Below are 18,495 nucleotides of genomic sequence, written 5' to 3'. Positions count from 1 at the left end.
GGGCTGGGATTCCGTAGACCGAAATTTAACCCAATTTGCAATGAGGACCGATGAGCCTGTCCAGACGAGAGACACTATTCGAGCCCGGTGAAGCGAGCGACCTGGCACTGCGCGCGCTGGTCTGGATCCTGTCCGAAGATCGCCGCGCCGAGCGCCTGCTGTCGCTGACCGGGCTGACCCCCGATGCGCTTCGTTCGGGGCTCGACGATGCCGCTACCCAGCTCGCGGTGCTCGATTTCCTCGCCGCGCACGAGGCCGATTTGATCGGCGCGGCCGACGCGGCGGGGGTAAGTCCCGAACGGCTCGCCGCGGCGCGCGCGGAGCTGGCACGATGACCGCCAGCGTAAATGGGGGCGAAGCGCGTCCGCTCGTGATCTGCGATTGCGACGAGGTGCTGCTGCACATGATCGCGCCGTTCCGGCAATGGCTCGATGCGGAGCACGATATCGATTTCGTGATGCAGAACGATTTCACCGATGCGCTGCGCCACCAGGCGAGTGGCGAGGTCGTCGATCGGGAGGATATCTGGCGGCTGCTGGGCGCGTTCTTCGACACCGAGATGGAGCGCCAGGAGCCGATTTCGGGTGCGATCGAGGCGATGCACGCGCTGGCCGAGCGAGCCGACGTAGTGATCCTCACCAATTTGCTCGATCACCGCGCCGAGGCGCGCAGGGCGCAGCTCGCGGGCCATGGCCTCCATGTCGAGGTCTATACCAACCAAGGCCCTAAGGGCGCGGCGATCCGGCGGATCGTGGAGGAGCATGCACCCGGTCGCGTCGCTTTCATCGACGACCTGCCGCAGCACCATGCCTCGGCGGCGGAGGAATATCCCGACAGCATCCGCCTGCACCTGTGCGGCGAACCCGAGCTCGCGCCGCATATCGATTGCGCGTTCGAGGCCGGCCACGCCCATGCGCGGATCGATCGCTGGGACGAGGCCCTTCCATGGCTGCTCGCGCGGTTGTAGGACGCGGCCCATGAGCATTTCCGAACGATTGAAAGCCCGGGGGATCGAACTCCCCCGTCCCGCGGCCCCGGTCGCATCCTACCAACCGGTCGTGATCCATGGCGGCATGGCCTATGTTTCGGGCCAGCTGCCGTTTCTCAATGGCGAGTTGGTGACAGGGAGATTGGGCGACGATGTCGGCCTCGATCGCGGGGTCGAGGCGGCACGCGCCTGCGGGCTGATGATCCTCGCCCAGCTCGAAGCCGCGCTCGGCTCGCTCGATCGGGTGGAACGGGTGATCAAGCTAGGCGGTTTCGTCAATTCGACCGCCGATTTCACCGACCAGCCCAAGGTCGTGAACGGCGCCTCGGACCTGATGTTCGACGTGTTCGACGAGATCGGCCGCCATTCGCGCAGCGCGGTCGGCGTTCCGGTGCTGCCATTGGGGGCGGCGGTCGAGGTCGACGCGATCGTCGCCGTTTCGGAAGGCTGAGCCGCTGTTCGGATCGCGCGACATCCCGCAACGGGTCGCGTGGATCGCGAACACGCGTTTCGCGCATCGCGGGCTGCATGGGCGCGGGGTGCCTGAGAACTCGCTGGCCGCTTTCTCTGCCGCGATCGAAGCCGGCCACGGGATCGAATGCGACGTCCAGCGTGCGCGCGACGGCACGCCGATGGTGTTCCACGACTGGGAGCTCGACCGGCTGACCGATGAAGAAGGGCCGGTGGCAAAGCGCGATGCGCGCAGCCTGGCCAGGATCGCGCTGAAGGGCGGCGAGCAGCAGCGTATCCCGACACTCGCCGACTTGCTCGAGCTTGTCGCGGGCCGGGTGCCGCTGCTGATCGAGGTCAAGTCGCGCAAGGATGCGCGAGTATCGGCGCATTGCCTTGCGATCCGCCGCGCACTCGAAGGCTATCGCGGTGCGCACGGGGTGATGAGCTTCGACCCGCGCGTTGCACATTGGTTTGCCGCGCATTCTCCCACCACACTGCGTGGGCTGGTCGTCAGCGAACAGGACGACAAGGCACTCCCGGGCCGGATCCGGCGTTCGCTCGCGATCCGCCACGCGCAGCCCGATTTCCTCGCCTGGGACGTACGCGACCTGCCGAGCCGACTCGCTGCCGCCCAGCGCCGCAAGGGCCGACCGGTTGCGACCTGGACCGTCCGGACCGAAGAGCAACGGGCCCGCGCGGAACGATATGCCGATGCGCCGATTGCCGAAGGGCATGGATTCGGCTGACCAGATAACTTTCCGCACCGCGCCCGGCGTCGCCGAATTCGGGGCACCCGAATGGGATTCGCTCGCCGGCGACAACCCGTTCGTCGGCTACGCCTTCCTCGCCGCGCTCGAGCAATCGGGCAGCGTGGGAAAGGGGACAGGTTGGGATCCGCTACCGATAGCGGCCGAGTCCGCCGACGGGACGCTGCTGGGCGCCTTGCCGTCCTATCTGAAGAGCCACAGCCAGGGCGAATACGTGTTCGATCATCATTGGGCCGACGCCTATGAGCGCGCCGGCGGGCGCTACTATCCCAAGCTTCAGATCGCCGCGCCCTTCACTCCGGTGAACGGGCCGCGCGTGCTGGCGGGCGATCCGGCAATCGGCCGCGCGCTGTTGCAGGCGGCGGAGACCTTGTGTCGGCAGAACGGGATCTCGTCGGCGCATGCGACCTTTGTCGCGCCCGAGCAACGCGACCTGTTCCGCGAGGCGGGATGGATGCTGCGGCACGACATCCAGTATCACTGGTTCGATCGCGACTACGGCGATTTCGAAGGATTTCTCGCCGCACTGTCCTCGCGCAAGCGCAAGAACATTCGCAAGGAACGGCGTCAGGCGGCGCAGAGCGTCAAGATCCGGCGATTAAGCGGAGGCGAGATCACCGAGGCGCACTGGGATGCGTTCTGGATGTTCTACCAGGATACCGGTGCGCGCAAATGGGGCACGCCCTATTTGACCCGCGAGGCCTTCTCGCTGATCGGGGAGGCGTTGGCGGACCGGATCGTGCTTGTGCTGGCGGAAGAAGACGGCAAGGCCGTCGCCGGTGCGCTCAACCTGATGGACGGCGAGGCGCTCTACGGTCGTTACTGGGGAACGCTGGTCGACCGCCCGTTCCTCCATTTCGAGGTCTGCTACTACCAGGCGATGGAGGAGGCGCTCGCACGCGGATTGAAGCGGGTCGAGGCGGGGGCGCAGGGCCAGCATAAACTGCTGCGCGGCTATGAACCGGTGGAAACGGTCTCGGCACACTGGATCGCCGATCCGGGATTTCGCGCGGCGGTCGAGCAATTCCTCGAAGCCGAGCGAGAGACGGTGAGCGCGGACCGGGTGGCCCTCGCGTGGCACATGCCGTTCAGGAAGAGCTAGCCTTCAGGCGACTCGGCGCGCGGTGACCGACAGCCAGTCGCGCGCGTCGCGCTGGGCATCGGCAATTTCGCGTGCGGTCATCTCGTCGGAGATATCGGCGCGGCAGGCCTTCGCCTCGTCGTTTCCGCCGAGCGCGGCGAGATTGAACCACTTGTGGGCTTCGACGAGATCGACACGCACCCCGTTCGAGCCGGTCGAGTAGATCACGCCGAGTTCGAACAAGGCGTCGCAATCGCCGTCCGAGGCGCGTTCGATGAAGCGGGCAACCGCGAGGTCGAGCGGCTGGTCGGGTGTTTCTTCGATCTTGTCGGGTTCGATCACCCGTAATGCGGCAACAGCCATTGAACTTCCCCCTTGCAGAATTCCCCAATTCCAATCGTGGCGGGACGAATTTCGCGCCATGAACGTTTACGGTCGCCGAACATGGTTCTTAAATGGTTAACGCCACGCAATTGGTGTTTTGGGCATCAGGCGGTGTGGCCGAAACCCCACGTTCGGGAAGCCAGAGGACAATCGCCTTGTGTGGTCCAGATGCGCTCTTTATAGGCCCGCCCAAGACCGGCTCCGTCCGGAAGAGTCGATCCGAAGAGCGGGATCGCTGGGGGGACGGGGACCGGGCGCGACGACGATTTGGAGAATGGGATGTCGACGGCCCTTGGAGACGATCTTGACGTTCTGGCGCGAGCCAAGCGTGCGCTCCCCGCCGATTATACGCCGTCTGAAAACGAAGATTACATGTCGGCGCGCCAGCAGGATTACTTCCGCGTGCTGCTGATCGAATGGAAGCGTTCGATCCTCGAAGCCGCCGAAGGGACGCTCCAGCAACTGCAGGATGGTCCGATCCGCGAAGCCGATCTCAACGATCGCGCCTCGTCGGAAACCGATTGGGGAATCGAACTCCGGACCCGCGATCGCCAACGCAAGCTGATCGGCAAGATCAATGCTGCGCTGCGCCGGATCGACGACGGCGAATATGGCTGGTGCGAGGTGACGGGCGAACCGATCGGCCTCGGACGGCTGACCGCGCGCCCGATCGCGACCATGTCGCTCGAAGCTCAGGAGGCGCACGAGCGGCGCGAAAAGGTCTCGCGCGACAAGTGACGAAATTTGTGAGCCTGTCCCGTTCCGGAACGGTTTCGAGGGGTTCGCTTAAAGCCTCGTTTACGGTGCGTGCGCTAGGTATACCGGCAAGGTTCCGGGAGCTTCGCGGCGGATCGGAACACCGACTTGGCCATCCTTGATGCGCTGGATCGGCGAAACGGAGACTGGGCAGATGCAGGACATCGATAACCGAGACCGGGAAAGGGACAGCCTGTTCCTGATGGCCGATCTTCGTCTGCGCGGTGAGAGCGATGTCCAGCGGGTGAAGGTCCGCAACCTGTCGAAGGGCGGAATGATGGCCGAGGGTGCCCCAGTTCCCGAGCGCGGGCAATCGATCTCGGTCAACTTGCGCAATATCGGCTGGGTGGACGGCAGCGTCGCCTGGGTCCAGGACAATCGTTTCGGCATTGCCTTCGCCAACGAGATCGAACCGAAGGCCGCGCGCGCCCCGATCGTGGTGGGCGAGGGAGCGCCCCGTTACACGCGCCCGGTGGGCGAAGCGAAAGACCGGGGATCGGTGCGCAAGATTTAGTCGCACACGGCATTTCGCCACACCGGTTTTCACGATAGACGCGTGCCATGCACGCGCGACTGCTCCTGTTTTTTCTTCCGTTGGCAGCCTTGCTGTCCGGCTGCGGCGCGCGCGACGACGGCAGCATCCCGATCGCAATCATCGACAATGCGGACGAACCCTTTGCCCGCAGTGGTTCGGGGCGCGCGGCTGCCGCCTGGGACGATGCGACGGATGAGGGGCTGGTTGCCTTCGATGCCTATGGGAGGGTGATCCCCGCCCTGGCGGACCGTTGGATCGTGACCGATGACGGAACCAGCTACATCTTCCGCCTGCGCGACGGGAACTGGCCCGATGGAACCGCGATCGACGCCGAAAGTGCACGGCGCGCGCTGAGCGACGCGATTCGCCGCCAGCGAGGGTCGCCGCTCGGTGCAGATCTCGGCCGGATTTCGGAGGTGCGGGCGATGGCCGGGCGCGTGCTCGAGGTGCGGCTCAACCAGCCCGTGCCCGACCTGCTGGTGACCCTCGCGCGCCCCGAACTCGGCTTGTTGCACGAAGGGCGAGGAGCCGGGCCGATGCGCGGCTCGATCGCCGGGCGTACCGGTACTCTCAGCCCGCTCAACCCCGAGGCGCGGGGGCTGCCCGCCGAGATCGGCTGGGAGGCGCGAGCGCGGGATATCGAATTGACCGCGATGTCGGCGACCGAGGCGGTGCAGGCATTTGCCGATGGCGAGGTCCGCGTCGTGCTTGGTGGAACGATCGCCGATTTCCTCCTGACCGACCGGACCGGCCTGTCGCGCGGCGCCTTGCGGGTCGACGATGTCGACGGGCTGTTCGGCCTCGCTTTCGTTCATCGCGGCGGATTTCTCGCTTCGGCGGAAAATCGGGCTGCGCTGGCGATGGCGGTCGACCGCCAGGCGCTGATGGAACCTTTCGGTATCGGTAACTGGGAGGCGCGGCTGGGCATGCTGCCGCGCGAAGGGCCGACCGGCCGGTTGCTGCCGCTGGCACAATGGCGCGACATGTCGTTGGTACAACGCCGCAGCACGGCTAGCGCGCGCGTTGCGCAGTGGCGCAGCGCCCATGGCGATATCGCACCGATCCGCATTGCCTTGCCGAGTGGCCCGGGCGGCGCGCGCCTGTTCGAATCGCTGGCGCGCGATTTTGCCGCTATCGGGCTCCAAACCGAACGGGTCGGCTTTGGCGCCCCCGCAGACCTCGTCCTGCTCGACCAGGTCGCTCCGTCCTCGGATGTCGAATGGTATCTCAATCGCTTCCGCTGCGGTCTCGCCCGGCGCATCTGCATCGAGGAGGTCGACGGGTTGCTGCGCGAGGCGCGACGCGAGAATCCGCGTGCCGCGCGAGCCGTGCTGATCGACGAGGCTGCCGCGCTGGTCGAGGCGCAGCAGATCTTCATCAGCTTCGGCCAGCCGGTGCGTTGGTCGCTGGTCGGTGGCGGAATCGACGGCTTCCAGACGAATGCGCTGGGCGTCCATCCCTTGATGGAAATCGCAATGCAGCCCAGATAGGCGTGATGGAAAGCGAACGCCCCACCCGCATGATGCCGGCCGTGCCGCTCGGCCGCGAGCCCCATCACATCCGCCAGCGGATCGAGGCGCTGGAGTTCATCCTCGAACGCAGCTTCACCGTTCCCGGCTGGGGCCGCAAGTTCGGGATCGACGCCCTAGCCGGGCTGATCCCCGTTGCCGGCGACCTGATCACCGCCGCGATGAGCGCCTATCTCGTGTGGGAGGCCCGCAATCTTGGCCTGCCCAAGTGGAAACTGGCGCGCATGGCATTGAATGTCGGCATCGATACTACGCTCGGGGCGGTCCCGCTGGTCGGCGATGCGTTCGACTTCTTCTATCGCTCGAACAGCCGCAACCTGGCGATCGTCAAGAAGCACCTCGACAAGCATCATCCGGAAAGCCGCATCATCGAGGGCTGATTTGTGCCGCGGACCGCGCTAGTGCCATCGCCATGAGCGACGTTACCTATTCGTCCTATTTGGACCTCGAGAAGATTCTCAATGCGCAGCACCCGGCATCGGACGCGCATGACGAGCTTCTGTTCATCGTCATCCACCAGGCGAGCGAGCTGTGGCTCAAGCTATGTCTGCACGAGCTCGATGCCGCGCGCGAGCTGATCGCCGAGGATCACCTACGCCCCGCCTTCAAGATGCTCAGCCGCGTGGCAATGGCGCAGCGCCAGCTGATTTCGAGCTGGGACGTGCTGGCGACCATGACCCCCTCGGACTATTCGCAGATCCGTCCCCATCTGGGTAATTCGAGCGGTTTCCAGTCGGCCCAGTACCGGCTGATGGAATTCATCATGGGCGGGCGCGACCCCGACATGGTGACGATGCACGAGGCTACGCCGGACGTGGCCGCGATGCTGCGCGCCGAACTCGACAAGCCGTCGCTCTACGATGTCGCGCTCGCCCTGCTGAAGGCACGCAGGTTCGAAATTCCGTCCGCGGTGATCGAGCGTGATCGCCACGCGCCGCACGAGAATTCCAGGGCGGTCGAGAGCGCGTGGGCGGCGATCTATGCCGAGCCAGAGAAATACTGGGAGCTATACGAGCTGGCCGAGAAGCTCGTCGATCTCGAGTATCACTTTCAGCGCTGGCGCTTCGGCCACTTGAAAACGGTGGAACGGATCATCGGCTTCAAGCGCGGGACCGGCGGCACCGCCGGTGTCGCCTATCTGGAGAGCGTGCTGCAGAAGGGGTTCTTCCCCGAGCTGCTGTCGGTGCGCACCGTGCTCTAGGCGCGGACGACGAAGGCGAAGCTGGTGCGGTTTTCGCGCCTGTCCTGAACGTCGCGTACGAGGATTTCGAGGCCGTAGAGCTGCGCCGTGCGCTCGGAGGCGAGGACCGCGCAATGGCGTTCGTCGCAATTGTGTACCGTCATCGCAGCGACGGCGGTGTTGACGTCCTCGATTTCGCGCCAGTCGTGCCTGGCGAGGAATTCGCCGCATTGACGCAGGGCGACGGGGTGGCTGCGGACCGTGTCGATCGCGTCGAGCGAGACACCGGTCAGTCCGAGGCAATGCACGGCAATGTCGAGATCGTTCTCGCCGACCACTTGCAGGGCCGGGTTGTCCAGCAAGTCGGCGACGCCCGGGACCGGGCCGGCGACGGTATTGCGGGTCGGGATTGCGGCCATCTCCACCTGGCCGGCCTCGACGGCCGCGATGGCCTCCGCGAAACCTGGTCGCCCTATAGGGTCGTGATCGGGGCGGAAGGTATGGCAGGCGATCTCGGCATAGGCACCCGGGACACCCGCATATGCGATTCGTGGCCGTACCATGGCGTTACGCCGCTCCTTTCAGCTGCACCGCGACATCTTCGACGATACACAGCACTTTTGCGTGCGAACATGCCAGTGGAAAGAGCGTTTCGCCATACCGAAGCCGCGTTTCGAACTCGCTATCGGCCAGCACTTCCCAGCGCCGGGCGCGGGCCAAGTATACGTCGGAGACTCGTGCCAGCGCGAGCGCCGAGGGCTTGTCGCCCGGGCCCCTGAGCTGCTCGATAACGGCAAGTCCGTCGTCGCGGTCGAGTGCCAGCCACCACGGATCGGACCGCGAGAGTTCGATCACCGCGACGGCCGACCCGGCGCGGGCGCGGGCCAGCGCGGCTTCGACGCTATCGACCGCGACGATCGGTGCCGCCGCCCCGAATCGCGCGGCGCTGCGGGCGGTGGTGCCGGACGGATCGGTCGGGGCATGGATGACGATGTCGGTGCGGCGCTGCGCCTGCAGGCTCAATGCCATCAATTCGCGCCACACGGTCGCGAGGCTGCCCTTGGGCATCGTGCTCAATGCCGAGAGGCGGTCGATCACCTGTTCCTCGCGGTCCGGGCGGACCAGGGCAACCGACTGTGCGGGATCTTTGGCGTGCGCAACCTTGCGTGCGACCGCGACGCGGCGTTCGATCAGCGCGAGGATCTGGTCGTCGAGCGCGTCGATCTCGCTGCGCAAGGCCTCGAGCGCGGGCGGATTCTGGGTATGACGGGACATGGAATTGGTCTTTCGGATGCGGCGCGAGCGATCGTCGCGCGGGATTTACCTGCAATGTCGAAAATTACGGGCGCCCTTGGGCTGCTCCGTCGATCACCGGCACGCCCGGTCGGCGTACCGGCAGGTAAACGATCCGAAATAATAGAAGCCCCGCACGTCCGAAGCGGTCAGGTGAAAATCCCGATCATTCGTCATGGCGTTGCTCCCTCGCGCTCCTCGTGGCGCAGGCAGGAACTTCGCAGCGAAGTCCCGGTCGGTCAATCTGGTCGATGCGAAGGCGAAGGAACGTGGCGTATGCGCAACACAGGCAATTAAGGTCACCAGAAATTTACCGTTAAACCCTTGAGCTCGCGGAGCGAAATTAAGCCGCGTTAAGAATTTAGGACATATTAACCTTTTCTGTTCAGAACTGGCCATGTTAACTTCTACGCGAAATGCGAGGGCGGGGGTGCCGTCGCGATCGCGGCCCGGAGGGTTGGAATACCGGGGAGCTAGGGGATACGAGATGCGCGTACTGCTTATCGAAGACGAGCCGACAACCGCCAAGGCGATCGAGCTGATGCTCAGCACCGAAGGCTTCAATGTCTATTCGACCGACCTCGGCGAAGAGGGCTTGGACCTTGGCAAGCTGTACGATTACGACATCATCCTGCTCGACCTGAACCTGCCCGACATGCACGGCTACGACGTGCTCAAGAAACTGCGTGTCGCCAAGGTGCAGACGCCGGTCCTGATCCTGTCGGGCATCGCCGAAATGGATTCGAAGGTCCGCAGCTTCGGCTTCGGCGCTGACGATTACGTCACCAAGCCGTTCCACAAGGACGAGCTGGTCGCCCGCATCCATGCCGTGGTGCGCCGTTCGAAGGGCCACAGCCAGTCGATCATCCGCACGGGCAAGCTCGCGGTGAACCTCGATGCCAAGACGGTCGAAGTCGACGGCGCGCGGGTCCATCTGACGGGCAAGGAATACGCGATGCTCGAGCTGCTTTCGCTGCGCAAGGGCACCACGCTGACCAAGGAAATGTTCCTCAACCATCTCTATGGCGGGATGGACGAGCCCGAACTCAAGATCATCGACGTCTTCATCTGCAAGCTGCGCAAGAAGCTCTCGAGCGCCTGCGGCGGTGAGAACTACATCGAAACCGTCTGGGGCCGTGGCTACGTGCTGCGCGATCCGCAGGACGAAGTCGAAGCCGCCTGATCCGATCTCTCCCCTCGTCACTGGTGTGGCGACTCCTTTCACGCCCTTCCGGCTCCGCGCCAGAAGGGCGTTTTCTTTTGCGGGAAGGGCGGTCACGGTCCGTCGCAGTTGAGCACTGGCGCCAAGCTATCTAAAGCGCCCGCCATGACAGCGAACAAGCCCGGCGATCCGACCACGCTCAACCGACTCTACGGACGTTCGGTCGGCAAGCCTCTGCGCGCGGGCAAGCAGGAACTGGTCGACAACCTCCTGCCGCAAATCGCGGTGCCCGAAGAGGGCGAGGTCACCGCCGAGGGCTTGTTCGGCTTCGATCGCCCGCTGCATTTCGAGATCGGCTTCGGCGGCGGCGAACATCTCGCCCACCGCGCCGACCTTCTGCCCGACCACGGCTTTATCGGTGCCGAGCCGTTCCTCAACGGGGTCGCCAGCGCGCTGACGCATATCAAGGAGGGCGGGCTGGCGAATGTCCGTCTCCATCACGGCAATGCGCTCGACGTGCTCGCGCGCGTGCCCGACGGGGCGCTGACGATGGTCTACCTGCTACACCCCGACCCCTGGCCCAAGGCCCGCCATGCCAAGCGGCGGATGATGAATCCCGGCCCCCTCGACATGATCGCGGCCAAGCTGAAGCTCGGCGGCGAATTCCGCTTCGGGACCGACCACCCGGTCTATCTGCGCCACGCGCTGATGGTGATGCGGGGCTATTGCGGCGAGGGCGGTCCGTTCGACTGGCTGTGCGACGGCCCGGCCGACTTCCTCACCCGCCCCGGCGGCTGGCCCGAAACCCGCTACGAGGCGAAGGCTCGCAAGAAGGGTCACGAGGTCTGGTACTTCCGCTACCGCCGTCGCTAGGGCGAACTTTACTCCGGCTCGGCCCCGTCACGCTCCTGCGAGGCGGCCATCAGGTCCATGAAATTGCGCGCGGCTTCGCGATCTTCTTCGTCTTCGAAAGCGACATCGAGAGCGGGGGCCGCATCGAGCATATAGAGCATTGCCCACAAGCTGAAGCGCTTGCCCGGATCGCGTTCCAGCCCGAGATCGACCCGGCAATGCTCGATTCCCGCGGCGAGGGTATCGGGCGAGATCTCCGATAACTCGGTGGTGGCGAAATAGCGCTGGAGCAGGTCGTCGAATTGCATCGCGCATCCCTAGCAGCGGCGATGCGCGGGTGCCACGCCGGGCGAAAACAAAAGGGCCGCCCCAATGGAGCGGCCCTCGAGTCATGGATTGGCTTGCCGCTTAAAAGCGGACGCCGAGGCCGACCACGACCTGGTCGGTGGTCGTCTTGCCGAAATCGGCCGAGGCGAGATCATCATATTCCGAGCGGCGATATTCGACCCGCGCTTCGAGCGGGCCGGGCAGGCCGATCTGCACGCCGCCGCCATAGCGGATGCCGCCGGCATTTTCCTCGAGCTCGGCGAGCGAGCCCGCCTGGGTAAAGGCGCGGGTGTCGAGCGATGTGTAGCCGACCTTGCCGTAGGCGGTGACGCCCGGAGTCAGCGCGAAACCGGCGCGGGCGCCGACATAGTACTGCGCATCGGTCTCGAGCCCGTCGCGGGCCCCGGCGAAAGTGCTCGGGAATTCGGTCGTGCCGCCGCTGGTCGAGATTTCGCCCTCGACGCCGACGAAGGCGCCGCCGAGCGCGATGTCGTAGCCGGCATTGATGCCGTAAACGGTCGAATCGGCATTGGCGGTGGCCGAACCGTCTTCGGCCTCGACATCGATACCTTCGTAACCGGCGAGCGCGCCGACATGGAGGCCGCCCGGGGCCGACTGCGCCAGCGCTGGCGTTGCGGCGATCGAAGTGGCCATCGCGGCCAGCAGGATAGTCTTTTTCATCGTGTGTCCTTTCTCGGGATCTGTTGCACGGCGTGCCATTTGCCCCCCGCTGTTTGCGCGCGGATGAACCGGCGGACGAATTGGCGCTGACTTGCGATGAGCGGCTGAGGGGAACGAGCGCCTCCCAGGCCCATTGGTCTGGAAAGACCCGGAGCGCAGCATGATCACGACCACGAATCCCGCCACTGGCGAAACGATCGCCGAATACGAAGAGCTCGACCAAGCGGCGATCGATCGCAAGCTATCTCGGGCCGATGGCGCCTATCGCGACTGGCGTACGAGCCCGATCGCGCGCCGCAGCGACGTGCTCGCGAAGATGGGCGATCTCTACGACAGCCGGAAGGACGAGCTCGCGCGGCTCGCCGTGACCGAGATGGGCAAGCCGATCGCGCAGGCCCGGGCCGAGGTCGAGAAATGTGCGCGGCTGCTGCACCATTTCGCCGAGGCCGGTCCGGCGATGCTCGAACCCGAGACATGGCAGCTGTCCGACGGCGGGCGGGCCGAAGGGCGCTGGCTGCCGCAGGGCCCGGTGCTCGCGGTGATGCCCTGGAACTTTCCCTATTGGCAGGTGATCCGGTTCCTCGCGCCGACCATCCTCGCGGGCAATGTTGGGCTCCTGAAGCACGCCAGCATCGTCCAGGGCGTCGCGTCCAAGCTCGAGGAACTCGCGCTCGAGGCGGGCGCGCCCGAAGGCGTGTTCCAGAACCTCGCGATTTCCTCCGACCCGGTGGCCGACATCATCGCAGATGATCGCGTGATCGCCGCCACGCTGACCGGCAGCGAAGGCGCCGGCTCGGCGGTGGCCGAACAGGCGGGCAAAAACATCAAGAAGGTCGTGCTCGAGCTCGGCGGATCGGACCCGTTCGTCGTGATGCCCTCGGCCGATCTCGACCGGGCGGTCGAGGATGCGGTCGACGCGCGGATTCAGAACAACGGCCAGTCCTGCATCTGCGGCAAGCGCACCATCGTCCATGCCGATATCTACGACGATTTTTCCGAACGCTTCATCGCCGCGCTTAAGGACATCGAGCCCGGCGATCCGATGAGCGAGGATACCCGGCTCGGCCCGCTTTCGAGCGAAGGCCAGCGCGACACCGTGCTCGACCAAGTCGCGAAGGCGCAGGAAGAAGGCGCGACGCTGCTGTTCGGGGGAAAGAAGATCGATCGCCCGGGCGCGTGGATGAGCGCGGGGCTGCTGACCGATGTCGAAATCGGCAGCGAAACCGGCACCGACGAGATCTTCGGACCCGTCGGCCAGCTCTACCGCGCCGACGATGTCGACCACGCGATCCGCATCGCCAATGCTATACCCTATGGTCTCGGCTCGGCCGCCTGGACCAATGACGCAGATGAGCGCGAACGCTTCGCCAACGAGATCGAGGCGGGGATGACCACCTTTAACGCGGTCAACGGATCGAAGATCGAGGCGCCGTTCGGCGGGATCAAGCGCTCGGGCCATGGCCGCGAATTGTCGCGCTACGGCCTCCACGAATTCATGAATCTGAAGACCATCGTCTACCCGGAAGGATAAGCATGTCGGACAGGAAAATCGCCATCATCGGCGCCTCGCGCGGACTGGGCCTCGGTCTCGCCAAAGAATTCGCTTCGCGCGGCTGGAAGGTTCTCGCGACCGAACGCAGCGCAGGAGAGGACCTGCACAAGCTCGCGGATGAGCACGACGCGATCGAGGTCGCGACCGTCGACGTCACCGATCCTTCGACCTTCGGCAATGTCTGTGGTCAGCTGGCCGACGGCAGCCTCGAGGCGGTGATCGTCAATGCCGGGATCACCGGCGCGAAGCACCAGTCGAGCGTCGAGGCGACGCCCGACGAGGTCGCGCACGTGATGATGACCAACGCCTACGGGCCGATCCATCTCGGCAAGAAGCTGCTGCCCAAGGTGAGGGACGGTGGCACGATCGCCTTCATGTCCTCGCTGATGGGTTCGATCGCCGATAGCTCGGGAGGCTACGAACTCTATCGCACGAGCAAGGCGGCGCAGAACATGCTCGCCAAGGGCGTCGCAGAGCAGGATGCGGGTCCGCGCGACATCGAGGTGCTCTCGCTCCATCCCGGCTGGGTGCAGACCGATATGGGCGGCCCGAATGCAAAGCTGACGGTCGAGGAGAGCGTTACGGGCATGGCCGACGTGGTCGAAGCCGCCGGCCATGGCGGATACCGCTTTGTCGACTACAGCGGCAAGGAGCTGCCGTTCTAGACCGCGCCCGGTTCATAGCGCAGCGAGCGCCGCGATCAGCGCTTCGGCATCGGCCTCGTCATTGTAGAGATGCGGCGTGATCCGCACCGATTTGCCACGCGCCGAGACGAACACCTTTCGCCGGGCAAGGTCGCCGAGCAGGTCAGGTGGCACGCCGTCGGGGAAACCGAGCGAAAGATAGTGCGGCGCCCCGACGCCCGCCGGGGCCGAGGCGAATCCAAGCCGTTCTGCCTCTTTGGCGAGCGCGGCGGTTTTTCGTCCTAGCGTCGCGGCGACCGCTTCGATCCCGAATTCGAGCAGGAAGTCCATCGCTGCCACTGCCCCTTCGAGCAATGGCGGGTTGGACTTCTCGCCCATATCGAACCGGCGCGCGCCCGGTTGGTAGTCGTCGCGATAATCGACGAGGCCGGAGAAATCCTCCGACCCGGCGCGGTTGATCCAATTGTGCTCGATCGGGGCACCGTCATGATGCCGCGGGTCGCAATAGAGCAATCCCACGCCATAGGGGCCCATCAGCCATTTGTAGCTCGCCGCCACCGCGAAATCGGGCCGGACGCGAGTGAGGTCGATCGGCATCGCGCCGAGCGACTGCGTGAGGTCGAGCACCAGCGCGGCGCCGGTTTCGCGGCACTTGTCCGCAATCCGCTCGAGGTCGAGTATTCGCCCGTCTGCCCAATGGCAATGTGGCAAGGCGGCGAGCCCGGTGTCGGGGCCGATCGCGTCGAGCACCGCTTCGGTCCAGTCGCTGTCCGCATCGCGCCGCGCCACGACGATCCGCGCGCCGCTATCGCGGGCGCGCTCGCGCCAGACATAGATGTTCGAGGGAAACTGGTCGGCAAGCGTGACGATTTCCTGCCCTTCGGCCAGCGACACATTGCGCGCTGCCACGGCGAGGCCGTAGCTCGCGGCGGGCACGATCGCGATGGTCGAGGGATCGACCCCCGCCAGCATCCCGGTGCGTTCGCGAAATCGCTCCGCCAGCGCGAAGAAATGGGGCGGCTGGAACTCCCAAGGAGACGCCTTGCGCCTTGTCCCCGCGTCCATCGCCTCGACCACCGCGTGGCTCAGCGGTGACATGTAGGCGCAATTGAAATAGTGGACGTCGTCCGGAATCGCGAAGCGGGAGCGCTGCGGAGCGATCGGAGCTTCCTCCATAGGCCGGTCGCTAGCTCACCACGCCTGCGCTCGCGAGCACCGCCAGCGTCAACACGTCGGGTGCGCTCGCGGTCATCGGGGCGATCTGCACAGGCTTTTCCATGCCGACCAGCATCGGCCCGATCGTGGCATTGCCCGCCAGTTCGCGCAGCATCTTGGCCGACAGGTTGGCCGATTGCAGCCCCGGCATGATCAGCACGTTGGCGGGACCAGACAGGCGGCTGAACGGATAGAGCGCCATGACCGTCTCGTTGAGTGCGGCGTCGGGCGCCATTTCGCCTTCGTATTCGAAGTCCACGCCCTCGTCGTCGAGGATGTGCACCGCGTCGCGGATGTTTTCGAGCCACTTGCCCTCGGGATTGCCAAAGGTCGAATAGGACAGGAATGCGACCCGTGGCTCGTGGCCGAGGCGGCGCGCGACGCGCGCGGTTTCCTTGGCGATATGCGCGAGATCCTTCGACGAGGGTCGCTCGTTGATCGTGGTGTCGGCGAGGAAAGTCGTGTGGTTCTTGCCGATCATCATGTGGATGCCGAACGGGATTTCGCCGGGCTTCGGATCGAGCACGCGATTGATTTCCCGCGCGGTCTGCGAGAACGTCCGCGTGATGCCCGAGATCATCGCATCCCCTTCGCCCAGCGCGACGAGCAGCGCGGCGAACACGTTGCGTTCCTGGTTCACCATCCGGCGGACGTCGCGCTCGGTGTAGCCGCGCCGCTGGAGGCGCGTGTAGAGGAAATCGACCATCGCCGGGATGTGGGGGCTGTCGGCCGAATTCTCGATCTGGAAGCTGTCGACATCGTCGACCCCGAGATTCCCGAGCGCGGCGCGGACCTTCTCTGTGCGCCCGACGAGGATCGGCTTGCCGTAGCCGAAATCGCGCAGCTGGATCGCGGCGCGCAGGATGACCTCTTCCTCGGCTTCGGCAAAGACCACCCGTTGCGGGTTTTTCTTGGCGTCCTCGTAGGTCCGGGTGAGGACCGCGGTGGTGGGGTTGAGTCGGCTCCTGAGGCTGAGGCGGTATTCGTCGAAATCCTCGATCGGCCTGGTCGCGACGCCGCTGTCCATCGCGGCCTTGGCGACCGCGGCGGAGACTACTTCCATCAGCCGCGGATCGAACGGAGCGGGAATGATGTATTCGGGCCCGAACTGCTGGTGCTTGCCATACGCCGCGGCGACTTCCTCGGGAACGCGCTCGCGCGCCAGCTCGGCGATCGCGTGCGCGGCGGCGATCTTCATCTCTTCGTTGATCGCGGTCGCCCGCACGTCGAGCGCACCGCGGAAGATGAAGGGGAAGCCGAGCACGTTGTTGACCTGGTTGGGGAAGTCCGACCGGCCGGTGGCGATAATCGCGTCGGGACGCACCTCCTTGGCCAGATCGGGCATGATTTCGGGCACCGGGTTCGCCATCGCGAAGATGATCGGCTGGTCGGCCATGTCCTTGACCCATTCGGGTTTGAGCGCGCCGGCTGCCGACAGGCCGAGGAAGATATCCGCGCCCTGCAGCGCCTCCTCGAGCGAACGGGCATCGGTCTCGACCGCATGCGCGCTCTTCCACTGGTCGACGTCGCTGCGACCCGGATAGATCGGTCCCGAACGGTCGCACATGGTGACGTTTTCGTGCGGGACGCCCATCGCCTTGATCAGTGCGGTGCAGGCGATCGCCGAGGCACCGGCGCCGTTGACCACCATCTTGACGTCCTTGAGATCGCGCCCGGTCAGGTGGCAGGCATTGATCAGACCGGCAGCGGCGATGATCGCGGTGCCGTGCTGGTCGTCATGCATGATCGGGATGTTCATCCTCTCGCGCAGGGCCTGCTCGATGATGAAGCATTCGGGTGCGGCGATGTCCTCGAGGTTGATCCCGCCGAAGCTCGGCTCGAGCAGGGCGACCGCCTCGATGAACTTGTCGGGATCCTCGGTGTCGAGCTCGAGATCGATCGCGTCGACATCGGCGAAGCGCTTGAACAGCACCGCCTTGCCTTCCATCACGGGTTTGGAGGCGAGGGCGCCGAGATTTCCGAGGCCGAGGATCGCAGTGCCGTTGGAGATGACGGCGACGAGATTGGCGCGCGCGGTGAAGTCGCTGGCGCAGCCGGGATCCTTGGCGATCGCCTCGACCGGGGCGGCGACGCCGGGGGAGTAGGCCAGCGCGAGATCGCGCTGGGTCGTCATCGGCTTGGTCGCGACGACCTCGATCTTACCGGGACGCCCGGTCGAATGGTAGAACAGCGCCTCGCGGCGGGTGAAATCGTCGGCTTCGTTCTCGGACAAGTCGGGTCTCTCCACTGGTTGCCACCGCCCCTAAACGATGCCTACGCTCAGCGATAGGGGATAGCTCGGCGGCGGGTGGTCTCTAACCCGTCTTGCCAATTTCCCCTTCCATCCTATTCCTCCCGCATGAACGAATCGAACGCGGGTTCACGCGAGGCGGAAAAGGCGCGATTGGCTGCGCTGGAAGCCCGTATGGCCCGAATGGAAGCGTCTGGCCCACGTTCGGCAAGGTTCAATCGCCTGCTCAAATATCTGCCCTTCGTGGCTCTTGGCAACGTAGCCCTGGCCTTTCCGGCGGTGCTGATTTCGCTCGCGGTCGCCTATTTCGCCTTCCAGCAAGCCGAGGCGACGGAAAAGATGCAGATCGCGGCAGTCTGGCCAATAGTTGCTTACGACACGGGCAATCTGTCGGCGGAAGGCGATCCGGTTCTGACGCTGAATGCCAGCAATAATGGCGTCGGCCCCGCTCGCATTCGCGGAATGGAAGTGAGTTATGAGGGCCGTACCTATCGCGACATAAGGATGTTGCTGCGCGATTGCTGTGCCGAGCCTGGCGAAACCATCGCGGTTGTCATGTCTGCCATCAATGGAGAGGTCCTCAAGTCTGGCGAAGAACTGTCATTTGTGCAGGTCACGCGGGATCAGACGAGTCCTCGGGTTTACGAGCGGTTCGAGGATGCACGGCTCTCGATCCGGGTCCGGATGTGCTATTGCTCGGTGTTCGACGATTGCTGGATCGAAGACTCGGCAGCTACGACGCAAGTGGTGGTAAAATCCTGCCCGGCGGACTGGACCCAGTTCGGTTTTCCTCAAGGCACCACTCACCCATCATGATGGCCTGCTGCGGTGCACGCCGCGACAGG

General features: G+C 65.1%; 22 protein-coding genes. 15 read left to right on the top strand and 7 right to left on the bottom strand.

All coding sequences use genetic code 11. From position 1 onward, the window contains the following. The first annotated feature begins 50 nt into the window (after positions 1-50). The 5 genes from IEW49_RS11165 to IEW49_RS11145 are packed head-to-tail and all read left to right on the top strand — an operon-like array spanning position 51 to position 3,310. A complete protein-coding gene (locus IEW49_RS11165; RefSeq protein WP_188642723.1) occupies positions 51-335 on the top strand; it encodes a DUF3572 family protein in 285 nt (94 codons plus the stop codon). After that, a complete protein-coding gene (locus IEW49_RS11160; protein ID WP_188642722.1) occupies positions 332-967 on the top strand; it encodes an HAD family hydrolase in 636 nt (211 codons plus the stop codon). The genes IEW49_RS11165 and IEW49_RS11160 overlap by 4 nt, the downstream gene beginning before the upstream one ends. A 10-nt stretch (positions 968-977) precedes the next feature. Beyond that, complete coding sequence (locus IEW49_RS11155; protein ID WP_188642721.1) at positions 978-1,439, top strand: RidA family protein; 462 nt, start codon at positions 978-980, stop codon at positions 1,437-1,439. 4 nt (positions 1,440-1,443) lie between these two features. After that, entirely contained in the window at positions 1,444-2,187 is a 744-nt protein-coding gene (locus tag IEW49_RS11150) for a glycerophosphodiester phosphodiesterase family protein (RefSeq protein ID WP_188643197.1), read from the top strand. After that, a complete protein-coding gene (locus tag IEW49_RS11145; protein WP_188642720.1) occupies positions 2,174-3,310 on the top strand; it encodes a GNAT family N-acetyltransferase in 1,137 nt (378 codons plus the stop codon). The genes IEW49_RS11150 and IEW49_RS11145 overlap by 14 nt, the downstream gene beginning before the upstream one ends. Before the next feature lie 3 nt (positions 3,311-3,313). Here IEW49_RS11145 and IEW49_RS11140 read toward each other — a convergent pair whose 3' ends face one another. Further along, positions 3,314-3,652 carry an SEL1-like repeat protein gene (locus IEW49_RS11140; protein ID WP_229658176.1) on the bottom strand — a complete coding sequence of 113 codons (339 nt, stop codon included), beginning with the start codon at positions 3,650-3,652 and terminating at the stop codon, positions 3,314-3,316. Positions 3,653-3,952: 300 nt separating this feature from the next. Here IEW49_RS11140 and dksA point away from each other — a divergent pair, with 300 nt between their 5' ends. The 5 genes from dksA (at position 3,953) to IEW49_RS11115 (ending at position 7,694) form a co-directional block, all read left to right on the top strand. After that, positions 3,953-4,411 carry an RNA polymerase-binding protein DksA gene (gene dksA, locus IEW49_RS11135; RefSeq protein ID WP_188642719.1) on the top strand — a complete coding sequence of 153 codons (459 nt, stop codon included), beginning with the start codon at positions 3,953-3,955 and terminating at the stop codon, positions 4,409-4,411. Between the two features lie 172 nt (positions 4,412-4,583). Then, a complete protein-coding gene (locus IEW49_RS11130; RefSeq protein WP_188642718.1) occupies positions 4,584-4,943 on the top strand; it encodes a PilZ domain-containing protein in 360 nt (119 codons plus the stop codon). A gap of 80 nt (positions 4,944-5,023) precedes the next feature. Next, positions 5,024-6,454: an ABC transporter substrate-binding protein gene (locus IEW49_RS11125; protein WP_188642717.1), complete on the top strand. Its 1,431-nt coding sequence runs from the start codon at positions 5,024-5,026 to the stop codon at positions 6,452-6,454. 5 nt (positions 6,455-6,459) lie between these two features. Beyond that, positions 6,460-6,873: a DUF4112 domain-containing protein gene (locus IEW49_RS11120; protein WP_229658175.1), complete on the top strand. Its 414-nt coding sequence runs from the start codon at positions 6,460-6,462 to the stop codon at positions 6,871-6,873. Positions 6,874-6,905: 32 nt separating this feature from the next. Beyond that, positions 6,906-7,694: a tryptophan 2,3-dioxygenase gene (locus tag IEW49_RS11115; RefSeq protein WP_188642716.1), complete on the top strand. Its 789-nt coding sequence runs from the start codon at positions 6,906-6,908 to the stop codon at positions 7,692-7,694. Here IEW49_RS11115 and IEW49_RS11110 read toward each other — a convergent pair. Continuing rightward, complete coding sequence (locus IEW49_RS11110; RefSeq protein WP_188642715.1) at positions 7,691-8,236, bottom strand: prephenate dehydratase domain-containing protein; 546 nt, start codon at positions 8,234-8,236, stop codon at positions 7,691-7,693. The two genes, IEW49_RS11115 and IEW49_RS11110, sit on opposite strands and share 4 nt — an antisense overlap. A 4-nt stretch (positions 8,237-8,240) precedes the next feature. Next, on the bottom strand, positions 8,241-8,948 hold the full coding sequence (locus IEW49_RS11105) for a chorismate mutase (protein WP_188642714.1): 708 nt from the start codon (positions 8,946-8,948) through the stop codon (positions 8,241-8,243). A 505-nt stretch (positions 8,949-9,453) separates the two neighbouring features. Here IEW49_RS11105 and ctrA point away from each other — a divergent pair. Continuing rightward, complete coding sequence (gene ctrA, locus IEW49_RS11100) at positions 9,454-10,149, top strand: response regulator transcription factor CtrA (protein WP_188642713.1); 696 nt, start codon at positions 9,454-9,456, stop codon at positions 10,147-10,149. 144 nt (positions 10,150-10,293) lie between these two features. After that, positions 10,294-11,001, top strand: a complete 708-nt coding sequence (gene trmB / locus IEW49_RS11095; protein WP_188642712.1) for a tRNA (guanine(46)-N(7))-methyltransferase TrmB — start codon at positions 10,294-10,296, stop codon at positions 10,999-11,001. Positions 11,002-11,009: 8 nt separating this feature from the next. On the opposite strand, the gene IEW49_RS11090 is transcribed toward trmB, so the two are convergent. Next, positions 11,010-11,288: a hypothetical protein gene (locus tag IEW49_RS11090; protein ID WP_188642711.1), complete on the bottom strand. Its 279-nt coding sequence runs from the start codon at positions 11,286-11,288 to the stop codon at positions 11,010-11,012. A gap of 100 nt (positions 11,289-11,388) precedes the next feature. Next, the gene (locus IEW49_RS11085) at positions 11,389-11,988 is read right to left on the bottom strand and encodes an outer membrane protein (RefSeq protein ID WP_188642710.1); all 600 of its coding nucleotides are present in this window, start codon (positions 11,986-11,988) and stop codon (positions 11,389-11,391) included. A 133-nt stretch (positions 11,989-12,121) separates the two neighbouring features. Between IEW49_RS11085 and IEW49_RS11080 the strand changes: the two genes are divergently transcribed. Further along, positions 12,122-13,519 (top strand): NAD-dependent succinate-semialdehyde dehydrogenase, encoded by a 1,398-nt coding sequence (locus IEW49_RS11080; RefSeq protein ID WP_268235632.1) that lies wholly within the window; start codon positions 12,122-12,124, stop codon positions 13,517-13,519. A 2-nt stretch (positions 13,520-13,521) separates the two neighbouring features. Next, a complete protein-coding gene (locus tag IEW49_RS11075) occupies positions 13,522-14,205 on the top strand; it encodes an SDR family NAD(P)-dependent oxidoreductase (protein ID WP_188642708.1) in 684 nt (227 codons plus the stop codon). 12 nt (positions 14,206-14,217) lie between these two features. On the opposite strand, the gene IEW49_RS11070 is transcribed toward IEW49_RS11075, so the two are convergent. Both IEW49_RS11070 and IEW49_RS11065 read right to left on the bottom strand, forming a co-directional pair. Beyond that, the gene (locus tag IEW49_RS11070; protein WP_188642707.1) at positions 14,218-15,360 is read right to left on the bottom strand and encodes an aminotransferase class V-fold PLP-dependent enzyme; all 1,143 of its coding nucleotides are present in this window, start codon (positions 15,358-15,360) and stop codon (positions 14,218-14,220) included. 10 nt (positions 15,361-15,370) lie between these two features. Next, positions 15,371-17,632, bottom strand: coding sequence for an NADP-dependent malic enzyme (locus IEW49_RS11065; protein WP_188642706.1), 2,262 nt, complete (start codon positions 17,630-17,632; stop codon positions 15,371-15,373). Between the two features lie 126 nt (positions 17,633-17,758). On the opposite strand from IEW49_RS11065, the gene IEW49_RS11060 reads away from it, so the two are divergent. Next, complete coding sequence (locus IEW49_RS11060) at positions 17,759-18,466, top strand: hypothetical protein (protein ID WP_188642705.1); 708 nt, start codon at positions 17,759-17,761, stop codon at positions 18,464-18,466. The last annotated feature ends 29 nt before the right edge of the window (positions 18,467-18,495 follow it).

It is taken from the genome of Pseudoblastomonas marina, from assembly GCF_014641655.1.
GTDB classification, from domain to species: domain Bacteria; phylum Pseudomonadota; class Alphaproteobacteria; order Sphingomonadales; family Sphingomonadaceae; genus Alteriqipengyuania_A; species Alteriqipengyuania_A marina.
Note: the sequence above shows the minus strand (reverse complement) of the source record. Positions and strands in the feature narration are given on the sequence as shown.

Excerpts from the sequence above, each read along its gene's own strand:
- IEW49_RS11165 (WP_188642723.1), top strand. The coding sequence starts at position 51 with ATGAGCCTGTCCAGACGAGAGACACTATTCGAGCCCGGTGAAGCGAGC.
- IEW49_RS11160 (WP_188642722.1), top strand. The coding sequence starts at position 332 with ATGACCGCCAGCGTAAATGGGGGCGAAGCGCGTCCGCTCGTGATCTGC.
- IEW49_RS11155 (WP_188642721.1), top strand. The coding sequence starts at position 978 with ATGAGCATTTCCGAACGATTGAAAGCCCGGGGGATCGAACTCCCCCGT.
- IEW49_RS11145 (WP_188642720.1), top strand. The coding sequence starts at position 2,174 with ATGGATTCGGCTGACCAGATAACTTTCCGCACCGCGCCCGGCGTCGCC.
- IEW49_RS11140 (WP_229658176.1), bottom strand. The coding sequence starts at position 3,652 with ATGGCTGTTGCCGCATTACGGGTGATCGAACCCGACAAGATCGAAGAA.
- dksA (WP_188642719.1), top strand. The coding sequence starts at position 3,953 with ATGTCGACGGCCCTTGGAGACGATCTTGACGTTCTGGCGCGAGCCAAG.
- IEW49_RS11130 (WP_188642718.1), top strand. The coding sequence starts at position 4,584 with ATGCAGGACATCGATAACCGAGACCGGGAAAGGGACAGCCTGTTCCTG.
- IEW49_RS11120 (WP_229658175.1), top strand. The coding sequence starts at position 6,460 with ATGGAAAGCGAACGCCCCACCCGCATGATGCCGGCCGTGCCGCTCGGC.
- IEW49_RS11115 (WP_188642716.1), top strand. The coding sequence starts at position 6,906 with ATGAGCGACGTTACCTATTCGTCCTATTTGGACCTCGAGAAGATTCTC.
- IEW49_RS11110 (WP_188642715.1), bottom strand. The coding sequence starts at position 8,236 with ATGGTACGGCCACGAATCGCATATGCGGGTGTCCCGGGTGCCTATGCC.
- IEW49_RS11105 (WP_188642714.1), bottom strand. The coding sequence starts at position 8,948 with ATGTCCCGTCATACCCAGAATCCGCCCGCGCTCGAGGCCTTGCGCAGC.
- ctrA (WP_188642713.1), top strand. The coding sequence starts at position 9,454 with ATGCGCGTACTGCTTATCGAAGACGAGCCGACAACCGCCAAGGCGATC.
- trmB (WP_188642712.1), top strand. The coding sequence starts at position 10,294 with ATGACAGCGAACAAGCCCGGCGATCCGACCACGCTCAACCGACTCTAC.
- IEW49_RS11090 (WP_188642711.1), bottom strand. The coding sequence starts at position 11,288 with ATGCAATTCGACGACCTGCTCCAGCGCTATTTCGCCACCACCGAGTTA.
- IEW49_RS11085 (WP_188642710.1), bottom strand. The coding sequence starts at position 11,988 with ATGAAAAAGACTATCCTGCTGGCCGCGATGGCCACTTCGATCGCCGCA.
- IEW49_RS11075 (WP_188642708.1), top strand. The coding sequence starts at position 13,522 with ATGTCGGACAGGAAAATCGCCATCATCGGCGCCTCGCGCGGACTGGGC.
- IEW49_RS11070 (WP_188642707.1), bottom strand. The coding sequence starts at position 15,360 with ATGGAGGAAGCTCCGATCGCTCCGCAGCGCTCCCGCTTCGCGATTCCG.
- IEW49_RS11060 (WP_188642705.1), top strand. The coding sequence starts at position 17,759 with ATGAACGAATCGAACGCGGGTTCACGCGAGGCGGAAAAGGCGCGATTG.